Origin of the sequence: Fusobacterium necrogenes (assembly GCF_900450765.1) — a bacterium.
In the GTDB taxonomy this organism is placed as follows: domain Bacteria; phylum Fusobacteriota; class Fusobacteriia; order Fusobacteriales; family Fusobacteriaceae; genus Fusobacterium_A; species Fusobacterium_A necrogenes.
The window spans coordinates 71,322-88,577 of sequence record NZ_UGGU01000003.1 but is presented as its reverse complement, the minus strand read 5'-3'; the positions used below and the strand labels follow the sequence as shown (position 1 = coordinate 88,577).

Annotated in this window: 17 protein-coding genes; all 17 read right to left on the bottom strand. The window is 30.1% G+C overall.

What is annotated here, in order from left to right; all coding sequences use genetic code 11:
• Nucleotides 1-136 precede the first annotated feature (136 nt).
• The 17 genes from DYA59_RS00770 to hrcA all read right to left on the bottom strand — a co-directional run bounded on the left by DYA59_RS00770 (nucleotide 137) and on the right by hrcA (nucleotide 16,918).
• Nucleotides 137-538: a hypothetical protein gene (locus DYA59_RS00770; protein ID WP_115268413.1), complete on the bottom strand. Its 402-nt coding sequence runs from the start codon at nucleotides 536-538 to the stop codon at nucleotides 137-139.
• A gap of 12 nt (nucleotides 539-550) precedes the next feature.
• The gene (locus tag DYA59_RS00765; protein WP_115268411.1) at nucleotides 551-871 is read right to left on the bottom strand and encodes a hypothetical protein; all 321 of its coding nucleotides are present in this window, start codon (nucleotides 869-871) and stop codon (nucleotides 551-553) included.
• A 1-nt stretch (nucleotide 872) separates the two neighbouring features.
• On the bottom strand, nucleotides 873-1,322 hold the full coding sequence (locus tag DYA59_RS00760) for an RNA polymerase sigma factor (protein ID WP_115268409.1): 450 nt from the start codon (nucleotides 1,320-1,322) through the stop codon (nucleotides 873-875).
• Nucleotides 1,323-1,402: 80 nt separating this feature from the next.
• Nucleotides 1,403-2,464 carry a flavodoxin-dependent (E)-4-hydroxy-3-methylbut-2-enyl-diphosphate synthase gene (ispG, locus tag DYA59_RS00755; RefSeq protein WP_115268407.1) on the bottom strand — a complete coding sequence of 354 codons (1,062 nt, stop codon included), beginning with the start codon at nucleotides 2,462-2,464 and terminating at the stop codon, nucleotides 1,403-1,405.
• 18 nt (nucleotides 2,465-2,482) lie between these two features.
• Entirely contained in the window at nucleotides 2,483-3,475 is a 993-nt protein-coding gene (locus DYA59_RS00750) for a peptidoglycan DD-metalloendopeptidase family protein (protein WP_115268405.1), read from the bottom strand.
• Nucleotides 3,465-4,712, bottom strand: coding sequence for a transcription termination factor Rho (gene rho / locus DYA59_RS00745; protein WP_115268403.1), 1,248 nt, complete (start codon nucleotides 4,710-4,712; stop codon nucleotides 3,465-3,467). The genes DYA59_RS00750 and rho overlap by 11 nt, the downstream gene beginning before the upstream one ends.
• Nucleotides 4,713-4,735: 23 nt before the next feature.
• Nucleotides 4,736-6,046 carry a tRNA (N6-isopentenyl adenosine(37)-C2)-methylthiotransferase MiaB gene (miaB, locus tag DYA59_RS00740; protein WP_115268401.1) on the bottom strand — a complete coding sequence of 437 codons (1,311 nt, stop codon included), beginning with the start codon at nucleotides 6,044-6,046 and terminating at the stop codon, nucleotides 4,736-4,738.
• A gap of 217 nt (nucleotides 6,047-6,263) precedes the next feature.
• Entirely contained in the window at nucleotides 6,264-8,396 is a 2,133-nt protein-coding gene (gene rnr / locus DYA59_RS00735) for a ribonuclease R (protein WP_115268399.1), read from the bottom strand.
• 3 nt (nucleotides 8,397-8,399) lie between these two features.
• Nucleotides 8,400-8,966, bottom strand: a complete 567-nt coding sequence (yqeK, locus tag DYA59_RS00730) for a bis(5'-nucleosyl)-tetraphosphatase (symmetrical) YqeK (RefSeq protein WP_115268397.1) — start codon at nucleotides 8,964-8,966, stop codon at nucleotides 8,400-8,402.
• Nucleotides 8,967-9,241: 275 nt separating this feature from the next.
• Entirely contained in the window at nucleotides 9,242-9,784 is a 543-nt protein-coding gene (locus DYA59_RS00725) for a GerMN domain-containing protein (RefSeq protein WP_115268395.1), read from the bottom strand.
• A 12-nt stretch (nucleotides 9,785-9,796) separates the two neighbouring features.
• Complete coding sequence (locus DYA59_RS00720) at nucleotides 9,797-10,804, bottom strand: N-acetylmuramoyl-L-alanine amidase family protein (protein ID WP_115268393.1); 1,008 nt, start codon at nucleotides 10,802-10,804, stop codon at nucleotides 9,797-9,799.
• 72 nt (nucleotides 10,805-10,876) lie between these two features.
• Nucleotides 10,877-11,149, bottom strand: coding sequence for a preprotein translocase subunit YajC (gene yajC / locus DYA59_RS00715; protein WP_115271412.1), 273 nt, complete (start codon nucleotides 11,147-11,149; stop codon nucleotides 10,877-10,879).
• Nucleotides 11,150-11,215: 66 nt separating this feature from the next.
• Nucleotides 11,216-12,397, bottom strand: coding sequence for a molecular chaperone DnaJ (gene dnaJ / locus DYA59_RS00710; RefSeq protein ID WP_115268391.1), 1,182 nt, complete (start codon nucleotides 12,395-12,397; stop codon nucleotides 11,216-11,218).
• 56 nt (nucleotides 12,398-12,453) lie between these two features.
• Nucleotides 12,454-13,326: an aldose 1-epimerase family protein gene (locus DYA59_RS00705; RefSeq protein WP_115268389.1), complete on the bottom strand. Its 873-nt coding sequence runs from the start codon at nucleotides 13,324-13,326 to the stop codon at nucleotides 12,454-12,456.
• 93 nt (nucleotides 13,327-13,419) lie between these two features.
• Entirely contained in the window at nucleotides 13,420-15,240 is a 1,821-nt protein-coding gene (gene dnaK, locus DYA59_RS00700; protein ID WP_115268387.1) for a molecular chaperone DnaK, read from the bottom strand.
• 63 nt (nucleotides 15,241-15,303) lie between these two features.
• Nucleotides 15,304-15,900 carry a nucleotide exchange factor GrpE gene (grpE, locus tag DYA59_RS00695; protein ID WP_115268385.1) on the bottom strand — a complete coding sequence of 199 codons (597 nt, stop codon included), beginning with the start codon at nucleotides 15,898-15,900 and terminating at the stop codon, nucleotides 15,304-15,306.
• Nucleotides 15,890-16,918, bottom strand: coding sequence for a heat-inducible transcriptional repressor HrcA (gene hrcA / locus DYA59_RS00690; RefSeq protein WP_115268383.1), 1,029 nt, complete (start codon nucleotides 16,916-16,918; stop codon nucleotides 15,890-15,892). The genes grpE and hrcA overlap by 11 nt, the downstream gene beginning before the upstream one ends.
• Between the last annotated feature and the right edge of the window lie 338 nt (nucleotides 16,919-17,256).

Genomic DNA, 17,256 nt, shown 5'->3' with positions numbered 1-17,256 from the left:
AATCCCTCCCTTAATACTCTGATTTTTTATCTATTAAAGCTTAATATATCATACTTTTTTTATAAAGTAAAGTATCTAATAAAAAACTGCACCCTCTATCCTTTTAAGATTTTAGGTACAGTTATAAAATTCTACTTTACTTTGGGGTATTCAATCTTCTTACTGCAATATCTCTAGCTTTAAGATACTGTTCTTGAGTAATATATTTTTGCATCTCTATTTGACTTCTTATCCTATCTTTCAAAATAGCTGCTTCTATATCTCCTATTTTGTCAAAAAGTGCATCTATCTTTTCAAGATTTGTTTCTGCCCCTTCTAACACATATTTATTGACCTCTAGTTCTAACTGCTTTTTCTCTAATATCAACATTTTATAATTTATGCTAACTTTATCGACCATTACCTTAGCTTTTTCCACATTTTCTGGTGTAACTCCAACCTTTAAAAAATCTTCATCAGAAACTATTCCTAATCCTTCAGATGCAAACATTGTTAGTGAACTTAATAAACTTATAAAAAAATAGATAATTTTTTTCATTGATATCCTCCACTATATCTGAGTATCTAAGCCAAATAAATCATCAGCATCTATTTCTATTTTTTTATCATCAAAAAAATTTGAACTAAAGAAATGTTCCATTGATAAGTCATTTTTTTTGTCATTTACTTTGACTGTATTTGTATTTAATGCATAGTCTAAAGTCGATTCTATTGGAGTTTCTTTAAAAGATGTTTGATAAGTAGAACTTGCAATCATCCCTAGAAAAAATAATGACAAAGAAAATATAGATTTCCTTTTGTTCCTTCTTTTCTCTTGTTCAAATAACTCTTTATATATATTAGCCTTTACTCTATCTTTTGGTGATGTCATTTTAATTTCCTCCCATATCCTTGATTGCCTTATAATATATAGATTTTATTGTAGAAATATTTATTCCTTTCATTTCAGCTATTTCCTTTAATTTATATCCATATATATCCTTTAAAATTACAATTTCTCTTTCTTTTAGTGAGATCAATTTTAACCTCTCCTCTAAAAAAATAGGGGTATCAATATTAGTGTTATCTTCTAACATAAGTATCTCTTCATTAATATCTAACTCTATCTTTCTTTTTCTAAAAAAATCATAAATTTTATTTATAGCAATCTTGTATATCCAAGTATATATATTACTCTCTGAACGAAAACTCTTCAAATTCCTATAAACACTCATAAAAACTTCCTGAGATATGTCTTCAGCATCTTCAGGATTTTTTACTACCCCTAAAACTTTGTAATATATCCTATCAAAATACTCCTCGAAAATCTCATCAAAGTCCATCAATTTTTATCCCTCACATTTTCTAATTTAGACGTCACTCCACTAAAAAAAGTTTAAAATTTCTTATTAGAGGCCTATCTCTACTTCCCATTATTTCTAAATACTTCATCTTCTTCTATCAATTTTTTCAACTCAACTAATATTTCAGATTCAGTTACCTTCTTAACTACCTGTCCTTTTTTAAACAGAACTCCAACTCCTTTTCCCCCAGCTACACCATAGTCAGCCTCTTTAGCCTCTCCAGGTCCATTTACTACACAACCCATTACTGCTATTTTTATCTTTCTATCTTCAGTTTCAAACTCTTTTTCAACTTTTTTTGCAAGTCCTATCAAATCTATTTCTGTCCTTCCACAAGTAGGGCAAGATATTATCTCCACTCCAGTCTCCATATGTCCTAAAACTTTTAATATCTCCTTAGCAACTTTTATCTCCTCTACTGGATCTTCTGTGAGAGATACTCTAATAGTATCTCCTATCCCATCTACTAATAATGATCCTATTCCAATTGCGGACTTCACTGTTCCTTGAAAAGCAGTTCCTGCCTCTGTAACTCCAAGGTGCAATGGATAATCAATGAGCTCACTTATTTTTCTATAAGCTTCTACCATCATCTTAACATTACTTGCTTTTAACGATACCACTATATCATTAAATCCATTTTTTTCTAATAAATTTATATGATACATAGCACTCTCTACCATTCCATCAGCAGTCGGTCTTCCATATTTTTCAAGTATATGTTTTTCAATAGAACCAGAGTTTACTCCTATTCTTATAGGTATATTTCTTTCTTTCGCCTTTTCCACTACAATTTTAACATTCTCATCAGAACCTATATTTCCAGGATTAATTCTAAGTTTATCTATTCCATTCTCCATTGCTAAAAGAGCTAATTTATAATCAAAATGAATATCAGCACACAACGGAACATTTACTCTTTTTTTTATTTTTTCGATAGCCTTAGCCGCCCCTTCATTATTTATTGTCATTCTTACCATTTGACAACCAACAGCTTCTAACTTTTTTATTTGACTCACTGTTGCTTCTATATCACTTGTTATAGTATTAGTCATAGATTGTATAACTATTGGATTCCCTCCTCCAATTAAAAGGTTTCCTATCTTTACTACTCTACTCATAACTTCCTCTCTCTACCTTTATTTTGGCATATATCTCATCGGATTTAAAGTCTTTCCATTCTTTCTAAGTTCAAAATGTAAATGTGGCCCTGTTACTCTTCCACTTTGTCCAGTTTTTCCAATTAATTCACCTGTTTTTACATATTGACCTTTTCTCACTCCAATTTTATCAAGATGAGCATATCTAGTTTCATATCCACCACTATGTTGAATAATTATTATTTTCCCATAGCCATTCATGCTCCCAGCAAAAGTAACCTTTCCCTCTTTCGAAGCATATAGCGGTATAAAACGTGCTCTTAAATCAGCACCTGCATGAAAAATATATCTTTTTAAAACTGGATGAAATCTGTTTCCATATGGACTAGTTATCCCAGTATATTTTATCGGCATAATAAATCCAAGATTGCTTCTATTATCAATATTTGGACTTCTACTTCCTAGATATTTAGTAACATTAGGATTTTTTATATATAATACATCTCCCAATTGAACCATATTAGAATCTAGTTTATTTATTTTTTTGATTTCTTCTACATCGACTTTAAATAATTCAGCTATTTTACTTAAAGAATCTCCTTTAGAAACCTTATAAAAAATTCCATTTCCTGTAAGAACAGTAATCTCTTGTCCAACTCTTAAATTACTAGCTGAAACACCTGGATTATTAGCCATAAGAACACTAAGCCCCATATTATAAGCTTCAGCTATTTCTGATAAAGTATCTCCCTTTTGAACTATATAAGTTTTCTTTTCAGGTATATCATTCTCATCTATTTTAGGTAACTCTTGAACACCTCCACCCTCTTCTCCAATTAAAGAATATTCTCTAGAAAAGGTATAAAAGTTATCTTTTTGTACCTCCCAACCTCCATTTTCAGCTGCTCCCTCTTCATAATAGTCAGTAAATTGTTTCAAATCTACTACCTCAGCTTTAAAAGGAGTTCCTACCAATATCCCGATGTAAAAAGTTATAATTAATACTACTAATAAGCTTATTTTACCTTTCATCTTTTACCCCTTTTTCAAACTGTTCTAACATGCTTTTATTACTTTGAGTACTCTTCAATGTATCTACCAATCTCTTTAAACTTTCAGCTTTATCAAATTTTGTAAGATGTCTTCTTATCTTCCAAATTGATTCTAACTCCTTTTTAGAAATTAATAATTCCTCTTTTCTCGTTCCAGATCGTTGAATATCTATTGCTGGAAATAATCTCAATTCTGCTAAGTTTCTATCTAAATGTATATCACAATTACCTGTTGACTTAAATTCTTCATAAATTATGTCATCCATCTTACTTCCAGTATCGACTAAGACTGTAGCAATTATTGTCAAACTTCCTCCACCTCTAATATTTCTTGCTGTTCCAAAAAAATTTTTAGGATAATAAAGAGCTGTTGGATCTATTCCTCCAGATATTAATTTTCCACTAGAAGGCATCACAATATTGTAAGCTCTTGCTAATCTAGTCAATGAGTCCATTAGTATTACTACATTTTCACCATTTTCTACTTTTCTTTTAGCTCTTTCAAGTATACTTTCTGTCACTTTTATATGATTTTTAGGATCTTCATCAAAAGTTGAAGCAAATACTTGGGCTCCTATTACAGTCTCTTTTATATCTGTAACTTCTTCTGGTCTTTCATCTATTAATAGTATCCATACCTCGGCATCCCTATTATTTTTCATAATCGAGTTTGCAATATTACTTATTAACATAGTTTTTCCAGCTTTTGGTGGAGCAATTATAAGTGCTCTTTGCCCTCTTCCTATCGGAGCTATCAAATCTATAATTCTTCCTGAAATATTTTTTTCATCAGTTTCTAATATAAATTTCTCTGTAGGATATGCTGGTATAAGTTCTTCAAAAGGCACTCTTGATTCAGCTGCTTCTAAAGTTCCATCATTTATTAACAAAACTTTTTTCAGTGCATAATTTTTTTCATCTCCTGAAGGTTCTCTTACCTCTCCTACAACTTTATCTTCAGTTCTTAACTTGAACCTTCTTACTTGAGAAGCTGAAACATATATATCTTTTTCCACACTGGTTTCTCGTAAAAAGCCATAACCATCTGGGAGAACCTCTAAAGTTCCCCAAGCTATATCCGTATTTTCTTTACTGCTAATATCCTCTTCTATGAGCTCCTTTACTTCATTTTTTTTTGCTCCAACCTTCAGTGTCAACCCTAGTTGTTTCGCTATCTCTAAAAGTTCCTTTAAAAGAAACTTATCCAATCTGTCCATACCCACCTCGATATTAACTCTTTCTATTCTACAACTTCTCCATACAATGTCCAAGTTTTACAATCATTTACTTTCACATTCACAAATGTTCCTTCTAATGATTTATCACCTTTAAACAGAACCACTTTATTAGTAGAAGTTCTTCCACTTAGTACTTCTTTATTTTTTTTACTTTCTCCTTCTACTAATACTCTAAATGTCTTACCTACATATGTCTTACTCTCTTCCAATGAACAAATAGTCTGCACATCTATTAATCTTTGAAGTCTATCTTTTTTAACTGCTTCATCTATTTGAGCTTCCATAGTAGCTGCCCTTGTTCCTCTTCTAATAGAATACATAAACATAAAACTATTTTCAAATTGAATTTGTCTTACTACATCCAATGTATCTTGAAAATCCTCTTCAGTTTCTCCAGGAAAACCAACTATAATGTCAGCTGTAAGAGCTACCCCTGGTATTCTTTCTTTTATTTTATTTGCCAAAGCTATATACTGCTCTTTAGTATAACCTCTATTCATAGCCTTGAGTATTTTAGAAGATCCAGATTGTAATGGAAGATGTAACGATCTTGCTATCTTCTCATTTTTAGCAATTACATCTATTACTTCATCAGTAAAATCTCTAGGGTGCGGTGACACAAATCTCACTATAAAATCACCTTCTACCTTACAAATTTCATCTAGTAACTTTGCAAAGTTATCTCCATTTTTAAATTCTTTTCCATACGAATTTACATTTTGGCCAAGTAATATTATCTCTTTATAACCTTTTGTAACATATTGTCTTACATCATACAAGATCTCCGACATAGGAACAGATCTCTCTCTTCCTCTTACATATGGTACTATACAAAAAGTACAAAAATTATTACATCCATAACTTATAGAAATTGAAGCTGTTTTTTTAGAATCAAAGTCAGCATCTAATCTAGGTGGTAATTCATCTTCATAATCGGTAAAAACAAGATGCTTATCTACACCATGCTCTATATCGTCAACAGCTTGTGGTATTCTCCCAATATTTTGATTTCCCATAACTATATCTATTTGAGGGAATTTTTTTATAAGCTCTGCCCCTTGCTCTTGAGCAAAACAACCAGTCACACCTATTATCATTCCCTTATTTTCTTTTATATGTTTTAATTCTCCTAATTTACCATATATTTGAGTTGCTGCTCCTTCTCTTACTGTACAAGTATTTAAAAATGTAATATCAGATTCCTCTATATTATCAGTAATTTCATATCCCATATTTTGGAACATTTTTTTTATCTTAGCACTTTCATTTGTATTCATTTGACAACCATAAGTTATGATTGAAGCTTTTTTCACTATTTTTCCTCCCAATTAATGATACTTTTATTCTTTTATTTTTAAACTAAATAACTTATCTTACAATTTTATCAGTTTTTTATATATTTTTCAAATAAAAAATAGTTTTATAATTAAATAAAGAGATTGCTGTAATATCTTAAACTACATCAATCCCTATTATTTTCCTCATAGTTATCATTCTTTATCAAGTAATTTTTTCACTACTATCTTTATACTATTTCAGAATTAATCCCTCGTCCATTACAAAATTAGGTGTAACTTCAATTTCTAACTCTGATAAGCTAGCTCTTACTAAAGTTACTTTATATCTATCACCTATACTATAAAATTTGCCAGTATCAGTATCTCTCATTACATAATCTTTCTCATCAAATTCATAGTAATGTTTAGCAGAAACTACATCCCAGAAACACTCTACATGATCCTCTGTTTCAAAGAATACTCTCTTATTACTAAATCCAACAATTGTAGCATCATACTCTTCCCCAATTCTATCCATCATATATTCCACAAGTTTAATTTTTACGCTTTCATCTTCTACTTTCATAGCTGCTCTCTCTGTTTTAGAAATATGAGCACAAGTCACTGGTAACTCCTCCATGTTTTTTATAATAGTTTTCTTATTTGGATAACCATGAAGTACAGAGTTTAAAATTCTATGAACAGTTAAATCTGCATATCTTCTAATTGGAGAAGTAAAATGAGTATAGTATCCTGAAGCAAGTCCAAAGTGTCCATAATTTTCTACTGTATACTTAGCTTGTTTCAATGCCATCAGTATCATCTTATGAACTAATAGGTTTATTCCTCTCTCTTTAGAATCTTCTATTATTTTTTGAAACTGCTTAGGGTGTATCTCCTCTAAAGAGTGTATTTTATATTTAAACTTAGCCAGAGTTTCATTTAAATTTTTTATTCTCTCTATATCTGGTTTTTCATGAGTTCTATATACAGAAGGTATCTCTAGCCAAAAAAGTTTTTCTGCCACTGTTTCATTGGCAGCTATCATAAAATCTTCTATTATTCTTTCAGATTCCCCTCTATCTCTACTTTTAATATATTCAACTTTTCCCTTCTCATCTAACACAAGTTTTATCTCTGGAATATCAAAATCTATACTCCCCCTTTTATATTTTACCTCTCTAATTATTTTAGAAAGTTCTAACATATCCATTACCATATCTTTTATTGGAGCATAAGTTTTTAAAGTTTCCTCATCCCCAGCTATCATCTTATTAACATTATTATATGTCATTCTATATGCTGTTTTTATAACTGATTTATATGTATCAGAGTCTATAACTTTTCCTTTTTTATCTATTTCCATCTCACAAGTAAAAGTGAGTTTATCTTCATTAGGATTTAAAGAACAGATACCATTAGATATTTCCTTTGGAAACATTGGCAACACTCTATCTACTAAATATACAGAGTTTCCTCTCTTATATGCCTCTCTATCTAGTGCTGAACCTTCAGGAATATAGTAAGATACATCAGCTATACTTACAATCAGTTTATAGTTTCCATTTTTTAATTTTTCTACATAGACAGCGTCATCTAAATCCTTAGCATCATCACCATCTATTGTTATAATAGGTAAGTGTCTTAAATCCTTTCTTCCCTCTAACTCTTTTTTCCCTATCTCCATAGGTATTCTTCTAGCCTCTGCCATTGCTTCAGCTGGAAAAATTTCTGACATTCCCTCTCGAATAATCAGTGCCTCTATCATATTTTTGGTATCATATGGATTTCCAAGTATCTCTACAATTTCTCCCTCTGGTTTTCTTTCATTATCTCCCCAGAAAGTTATTCTTACCACTACCAGCTGATTATTTTCAGCGTTTTTCATTCTTATAGATGGAATATAGATATCTCTACCAAAAGAGTGAGTAGGAGTTACAAAACCAAAGTTCTTATTTTTTTGGAATATTCCTATAACTATATCCTTATCTCTACTGATTACTCTTACTACTTCTCCCTCTTTTTTTCTATCTCCTTTCATTCCTGCTGTAAGTCTTACAAAAACTGTATCTCCATCAAGCGCTCCATTAAATCCACTCTTAGGGATAAATATTCCCTCATCTTCAGTATCTACAAAGGCAAATCTATCCTTTATTATGCTGAATACTCCTTTAATATATCCTTGTGTTTCTGGAAGATTATACTTTCCTCTATTATTTTTGATAAGCTCACCATCACTTACCCATTTCTCTATTATCTCTCTATTCTCCTTTTTAAATTTTGGAGACCATCCTAACATCTTAGTTATCTCATCAAGTTTTAATCCTTTTCCCTTTGTATTTTTAAATATATCTTTTAATTTTTCTAACTCTTTTTCTATTTTCATATTCTACCTCCTAAAATTTTTTAACCATTCCCCCATCTCTAAAGTATTTTTATGTATTTTTCCACCAATACTTTCTAAATATTCTATTTTCTTATCTATCTCATAAATGATTCCATCATCTAAATTTCTATCAACTATCTCTCTTATTTTATGCACATTTGGATAAACTCTATTTTTTTCAATTGCATCAGCTATATATATTATTCTCCCCAGCTTAGATAATCCTTTTTTACCTATTGTATGGTATTTTATGGCTTCTAAAATCTCTTCATCTTCTATTTTTAACTCTTCTTTTACTATTATATAACCTACAAATCCATGTAATATCTCAGTTATCTTTATATCCTCTTCAGTTAATTCATTTGAAAAATATTTTCTACATACCTCTTCTAGTTTTCCAACTTCTACACTTTTAGCTATGTCATGTAAAATTGCTGCTATTCTAGCTTTTTCTTCATCCACATCATATTTTTTAGCTAACTCCACAGCTTTTTCTTCTACTCCTAAAGTATGTACATATCTTTTCTCAGTCACTTTATTTTTAACTATTTCTCTTAAATTTTCCAACATCTCTCCTCCTTAAAAGCTCTCTCTTTTATTTTAATTATACCATATTTATTTAGAAAGAAAGTAAATCTTATGTTAAATTTATAGTTACCCATTAAAAATGCAACATTTTATTAAAATAACAGAGATTGAGAAAAATAAATAGAGCAAGTCAGCGAAGGAGGACACTAAAAAACACAACTGTTTGAACAAAGTGAGTTTTGTGTTCTTAGTGCTCCAAGCCATACTTGCTCTTTATTCTTTGAACGAAAGTTATTCTTAATCACTAGACCAATTTATTAAATATTTGTATTTCTAGTATATATTTTTGAAAAACTTCCTGTTTCTTCTTTTCCATCTATTAGAAACTTAACTCTTCTAATTCCATCAACTTCTGTAATACTATTTACTATAGAGTATATAGATAAAAGATTTATTCTATTTTCTGGTTTTAATTCTAAAATATTAGCATCTATATCAATATATATCATATCACCTATTATAAAAATATTTCCTATCTCTATTTGAGAATTCTTTAATACTTTAACATTCCAAAGATTTTCTAAACTCTTTTCAGTAATCTTTCTAACTTTATCCTTAGTTCTACTATATAAAGGAATATCTTCTTCTCTTGAAATTAAACTTTTTCTATCTTCTCCCAAAAAATAAAATTTTATTTTTTCTGTTCGTCCTTCATCTTCTATTACATTCTCTTTTTTTTCCAATTGAATTATATTTATTTTTTCAGAAGACTTCTTTAGCTGAAAATATCCCACAGCACTTATTATAGCAATCCCCCAAATTATACCAACTAAAAATAATAATTTTCTATTCAATACCACACCTCGCTCCTATTAATAGAAATTTTCTCTTATCATCTTAGCTATTTCCTGAGCCATTTTCTTTTGATTTGTTGTATTTATTAATTTATTTAAATCTCCTTTATTATTAATAAATCCCAACTCAATTAATACTCCAGGTCCATTAAATCCCCTAAGTACAGCGAAATTAGCTCCGTGTATTCCTCTATCTTTGATTCCTATTACTCTAGCTAACGCAGCCGAAGTTTTTCTAGCGAATCCTATTGATATCTCTTGATTTTTTTTATAAGCTAATTCTCCCATTATCTGAACTATATTGTTAGTTTTCTCTCCATACTTATCTCCAACACTATTTTCAAAAGCTGCTATTCTTTCAGCATAAGGAGATGACTTTTTTGAAAAATAAAATACTTCTGTCCCAGAAAGAGTATTTTTTAAAGCTGAATTTGCATGTATACTAACAAACATATCTGCTTTAGCTCTATTTGCTATTCTTGGCCTCTCTCCCAAGGTTACAAAAATATCTTTATCCCTTGTCATGACCACATTAAAATCCTTCTTTAACTCATCTCTTAGATATTTAGCCACAGCAAGAGCAATATTTTTTTCATAATATTTTTTGAATCCAATTGCCCCTGGATCTTTTCCTCCATGACCAGCATCAATAGCTATTGTATATTGTTTTTTCCCACTTTTATCATTAAAAGTAAATACAAAATCATTTCCTTTAAAAGCTGTAGAATAAGAAATATTCTTATTCAATTTTATGAAAAAACCAACTGCATTCCCATAATTAACTACTGAAAAATCTTCAATATATTTTGAAGTATAATTTTTATCATTTATCTTGGTAGATAGCTTACTTCCTGGAAATTCTATAAATATGAGTCTGTTATATGAATCATAGCTTATTTGGTAGGCTGATTTAGCATTTCCTGTAAATACAAAAGATAAGTTACTTCCTTTTTCATTTACTGAACTAATTGTTCCAGCAAAACAAAAACTCCCTATAATTAGAAATAATATTAATATTTTTTTCATTTGCCACTCCATTTATTTAAGAAAAAAGAGGTCAGGAAACTTTTCCTTAACCCCCTCCTAAAATTTCTTTTCTTATTGTAATACAGTTGATATAGCAGATTTTCTAAAAGTAATTTTTACTCCCTTATCTACTCTTAATTCAACATAATCTCCTAATACTGCTACTACTGTTCCTTTTATTCCACCAACAGTTATAACTTCAGAACCCTCTTTTATAGAATCTAACATCTCTTGTTGTTTCTTTTGCTTTTTTTTGTTTGGTAATATTAATAGGAAATAAAATACTGCTATCCATATAGCAAAAGTAATTATCATTCCACCATATTTACCTAATAATTGCTCCATCATTCATCCCCCTCTAGTTATGTTTTCTTCTTTTCTAGTATATCATAAAAGAACTTTTTTTTCAAACTATTTAAAAAATGATTTCACTTTATCCAACCAAGTTTTATGCTTTTTATAATTTTTTTCTTTTAAACTATCTTCAAAAGCTTTTAGTAACTCTTGCTGTTTTTCATTTAAATCTATTGGAGTTTCTACTACTACTTTTACAATTTCGTCTCCTGTCATAGAACCTCTTAAAGCAGGCAAGCCCTCTCCTCTCATTCTAAAACTCTTTCCTGTTTGAGTTCCAGCAGGAATCTTTATAGTTTTCTTACCTTTTAATGTTGGTACTTCAACTTCTCCACCTAAAGCTGCTGTTGTAAATTTGATAGGAATTTCACATAAAATATCCATTTCATCCCTTTCAAATATCGAATGTTCTTTCACTTTTATTATCACATATAAATCACCATTTGGTCCCCCAGATTCACTAGCCTCTCCCATTCCATCTAGTCTTAATTTTTGTCCTGTTTCTACACCTGCTGGAATTTTTACTTTTTTCTCTACAGTTTCTTTAGCTATTCCTGTTCCTCCACAAGACTTACACTTTTTCTCAGGGACTTTTCCTTTTCCATGACACTCATCACATTCCATTTGACTTACCATATTTCCTAGTATAGTCCTTTGAGTTACTTCTATATAGCCCCTACCATTACATTTCGGACAAGTTTTCATTGAGCTTCCAGATTCTGCTCCAGTTCCATCACAGCTCTTACATTTTCCATTTCTTTTATATTTTAAAGTTTTTTCTACTCCAGTTGCTACTTCTTCAAGCGTTAACTCAACCTGATATCTTAAATCTCTTCCAGGCTCTACATAACTTCTTCTTGAAGAACCTCCGAATCCGCCTCCGAATCCACCAAATCCAGAACCTCCTCCACCGAAGAATGAACTAAATATATCTTCAAAGCCTCCAGCTCCTCCACCAAAGCCTCCGAATCCGCCTCCGAATCCACCAGTTCCTTGTTCAAAGGCTGCATGTCCAAATTGGTCATACTGAGCTCTCTTTTGTGCATCTGATAAGATTTGATAAGCTTCATTTACCTCTTTAAATTTTTCTTCAGCTTCTTTTTTTTCTTTATCACTTGCATTACTAAATTTATCAGGGTGGTATTTCATGGCTGCTTTTCTATATGCTTTTTTTATCTCATCTTCTGAAGCTCCTTTAGATATTCCTAGAACTTCATAGTAATCTCTTTTTTCTGCCATTTAATATTCTCTCCTTCTCTAAAATATTCCCATTTATTATATCATAAATTTTAAAATTAAAGAATTTCTATTTCTATTTTTCTTACAAATTTTTCTTTTGTTTCAAGAGTTTCTATTCCTACTTTTTCTTCAATATTTCCATTACAATTATCAAAATCAGATATTCCACACCAAGGTTCTAAACATATATATTCTGCTCCAACTATATTCCAAAAAGCTATATATCTAAATCCTTCATAAGTAAAACTAATGTTATATTTGTTTTTATCATTTTTTAAATTAACTTTATAAGAATTTGGATTTTCTATTATTATAGCATCATTTTTAAATTTATCTTTTGCTAGTACAAGTTTCTTTCCATCAAAAACTTTCTCTACTTTTTTAGAATCTATCAAAACTCCATTTAAAACTCTTGTATCCCCAGTTTCTTCTTTTTCAAATTCTATATAATAGTCTGAATAATCTATTTTTTCATCTATAGGTATAGCAAATGCTGGATGAGCTCCTAAAGAAAAATACATTCTTTTATCTCCTAAATTTTCAACTTTATATTCCATTCTTAATTTTTTCCCATCTAAAATATATTTTAAATAAAGTTTAAAATTAAAAGGATAAATTTTTAATGTTTCCTCATTGCTTCCAAATAAAAACTCAACACTTTTATCATCTTGGTAATTTATTTCAAAGTTATAATCCCTAGCAAAACCATGTCTTGTTGTTATTTGATAGCTCTTTCCCTTATATAAATATTGATTATCTTTCAAACTTCCTATAAAGGGAAATAATATAGGAGAGCATTTAGCCCAGAATTTTGGATTTTTTTGCCACATATACTCTCTTCCATCTACTAAGTCCTTAAGACCTATCAATTCTGCACCAAAACTTTCTAATCTAACCTCTAAGAATTTATTACTTATTTTTAATTCCATATTTTCTCTCCTAACTTATGAAAATTTAAGATAAGGGAAGAGGGGTATAACCCCATCTCCCCTTCTACTTTCACTAGAATCTTTTCTATATTATTAGTCTACTACTTCAGCTTCAGCTACATCATCATCAGCTTTTTTATTCTCTTGAGGTCCAGCCTGTTGTCCAGCTTGTGCTTTAGCTTGAGCTTCTTTATAAATCTCTTCAGCAAATTTATGAGCTACTTGAGATAAGTTTTCCATAGCTTTATCTATAGCTTCTTTATCTTCTCCATCTTTTACTTTCTTAAGTTCTTCAATAGCTGCTTCAATATCCTTTTTCTCTTGTTCAGAAGCTTTATCTCCATACTCTTTTAATGATTTTTCAGTAGAAGATATTAACATATCAGCTTTATTTCTAGTTTCAACTAATTCTTTAAATTTTCTATCTTCAGCTTCATTAGCTTCAGCCTCTTTAGTCATTCTGTCTATATCCTCTTTAGATAGGTTAGTTGATCCAGAAATAGTTACTGTATTTTGCTTTCCAGTTCCTAAATCTTTTGCTGATACATGTACAATCCCATTAGCATCTATATCAAATGTTACTTCTATTTGAGGTACACCTCTAGGAGCTGCTGGAATTCCTTCTAAATTAAACTCTCCTAACTTATGATTGTCAGCAGCCTTAGCTCTTTCTCCTTGTAATACATTAATTGTTACAGCTGGTTGATTATCTACTGCTGTAGAATAAACTTGTGATTTTTTAACTGGGATAGTTGTATTTTTCTCTATCATCTTAGTAAATACTCCTCCAAGAGTCTCAATTCCTAATGATAATGGAGTTACATCTAGTAATAGTACATCTTTAACATCCCCCATTAATACTCCACCTTGGATAGCTGCCCCTGCTGCAACCACTTCATCTGGGTTAATTCCTTTATTTGGTTTTTTTCCGAAGAATGATTCTACCCACTCTTGAACAGCTGGTATTCTTGTAGAACCTCCTACTAATAATACCTCATCAATTTCAGATGGATTTAATTTAGCATCTGATAAAGCTGTTTTTGTAGGTCCTTGAGTTGCTTCTACTAGGTGTCTAGTTAAGTCATTGAATTTAGCTCTTGTTAATTTCATCTCTAAGTGTTTAGGTCCTGTTGCATCCATAGTGATGAATGGTAAAGAGATTGAAGTTTCCATCATTGATGATAACTCTTTTTTAGCTTTTTCTGCCGCATCCTTTAATCTTTGGTAAGCCATTTTATCATTTGCTAAATCTATTCCTGTTTCTTTCTTGAACTCAGAAGTTAACCAGTTGATGATTTCAGCATCAAAATCGTCTCCTCCTAAATGGTTGTTTCCTGCAGTTGCTATAACTTCAATTACTCCATCAGCTATTTCAAGTACAGATACGTCAAAAGTTCCTCCTCCTAAGTCAAATACTAAAACTTTCTCCTCTTTTTTCTTTTCTAGCCCATAAGCTAATGCCGCAGCAGTTGGTTCATTGATAATTCTTTTTACATCTAATCCAGCTATTGTTCCAGCATCTTTAGTAGCTTGTCTTTGCGAATCTGTAAAATAAGCTGGTACAGTAATTACTGCCTCTTTAATCTCTTCTCCTAAATAAGCTTCAGCATCTTTTTTTAATTTTTTAAGTGTCATAGCAGAAATTTCTTGTGGAGTATATTTTTTCCCAAATATTTCCACTTTATAATCAGAACCCATGTGAGTTTTAATTGAACTTACAGTTGATGTAGGATTTGTAATAGCTTGTCTTTTTGCTATCTCTCCTACTATAATTTCTCCATTTTCCTTTACATTTACAACTGATGGTGTAGTTCTTGCTCCTTCAGAGTTAGGAATAACTGTTACATTTCCTCCTTCCATTATTGCTACACATGAATTTGTTGTCCCTAAGTCAATACCAATTATTTTACTCATTTTAAAACCTCCTAAAATATTCTTCCATATTATATTAAAAATTTATTTACTATAAGTTATTATTTAGCCTTTTTTACATACTTTAACCATTGCTGGCCTGATTACTTTTCCTTTCATTGTGTATCCTTTTTGTAACTCTAATATAATTTGATCATCTTCAAACTCTGGATTATCTTCTACCATCACAGCATGATGGAATACAGGATCATATTTTCCTTCAGTCTTTATAGCTTCTACTCCTTCAGATTCCATAATACCTTTCAATTGTCCTAATATCATGTCCATCCCTTTTACTAACCCATCAAAATCCTTTGATTCACTCGAAGCAACTATAGCTCTCTCTAAGTTGTCTAATCCATCTAATAATTTAGTTACTATCTTCTCTGAAGCAAACTTTCTAAGTTCCTCCATTTCTTTTTCTTTTCTTTTTGTAAAATTCTGAAATTCAGCTTGTTTTCTTAGATACGATTGTTTCCAATCCTCTACTTCTACCTGTAATTTTCCTATTTCCTCATCTTTTTGTACTAATAAATCTTCTTGCTTTAGTTCCTCTGTATTTTCTCCTTCGTCTTTACAAGAACACTCACATTCTGGACTACATCCACATTCTTTTTTTTCATCTTCTTTTTTTCCAAACATCTCTTTTATCTTATCCTTCATCAATTTCTTCCTTTCTCTCAATTTGATTTTGATTTATTATCTTATTAACCTCTTGAGTTACATACTTTATAAGTCCCATTGTTTTAGAATAAGCCATTCTCTTAGGCCCTATTACTCCAATTACACCTTGAGCTTCTCCTACATTATAAGTAGAATATACAAAACTATAATCTTCTAAGCCTTTTATTCCTAGCTCATCCCCAAATACTACCTCTACTCTTCCATTTGTAGTATTTTTAGTATTTATTATATGTTCAAATATTCCTCTAACATCTTTTCTATGATGAAATAATTCTAACACCTCAGAAACTTCATTTACATGTTTATCTCTGAATATGCTTGGAACATTATTTATGAAAAGTTTTCCATCATCTTCATAATGCTCAGCTGCTCTAGGAACAATTTTTCTCTCTCCAATTATATAACCTTCTATCTCTCCTTGAGTTAATTCTTCTAGCTTTAATTTTTCATTTATACTTTCAGTTAAAGTTACTAACTCATCTTTAGTTATAGGAGATTTAAGCATAATTTTTTTAGTTTTTACACTCCTATTTTCTAAAACTATAATAGCTATAATCATGTAATCATCAATATGTACCAGTTCAACTTTTTTAACTTTTTCAATCATAACCGCTGGTTCCATAGCTATTCCAGCATAAGTAGTTAACTTTGAAAGAAGTGATGAAGTTTGTTGTAACAACATATCCAATTCATTTACACGATTTTCATAAACTAACTCAATATTTTCTTTCTCCTGCTTTGTAAGTTTCTCTACTTTTAAAAGCTCTTCTAAATAGTATTTATAGCCCTTGTCAGTAGGAATCCTTCCAGAAGATGTATGTGTCTTTGCTATAAATCCCATGTCTTCCAAATCTGCCATTACATTTCTAATGGTTGCTGAAGAAAGATCAATTCCATATTTTTTTACCAATGTCCTAGAACCAATAGTATCTCCAAAATTCAGATAATAATTTACTATAGCATTTAATACTAACTTTTCTCTATCTGTTATAGACATTTTTATCACCTTTTTTGTTAGCACTCACTTATTAAGAGTGCTAATTCTTATAATGTAACTATATAATATTTTTATTATTTTGTCAATACTTTTTTAATAATATTCTACAATTTTTTCATTTTTATAATGTATAAATATACTGAATTAAAAACTTTTTTAATATTTCTATAATCATTATAAAAGCCTGAAATTTCAAAAATTCCAGGCTTTTATAATGATTGAATTTAATTTAAATAAATAAAAAATCATCCTTAAATATTCAATTTTATATTTTTGTCAGTATACTTATTCACAAAATTTTTTATATATAATTCTTTCTACATATAAGTATGTCTAAG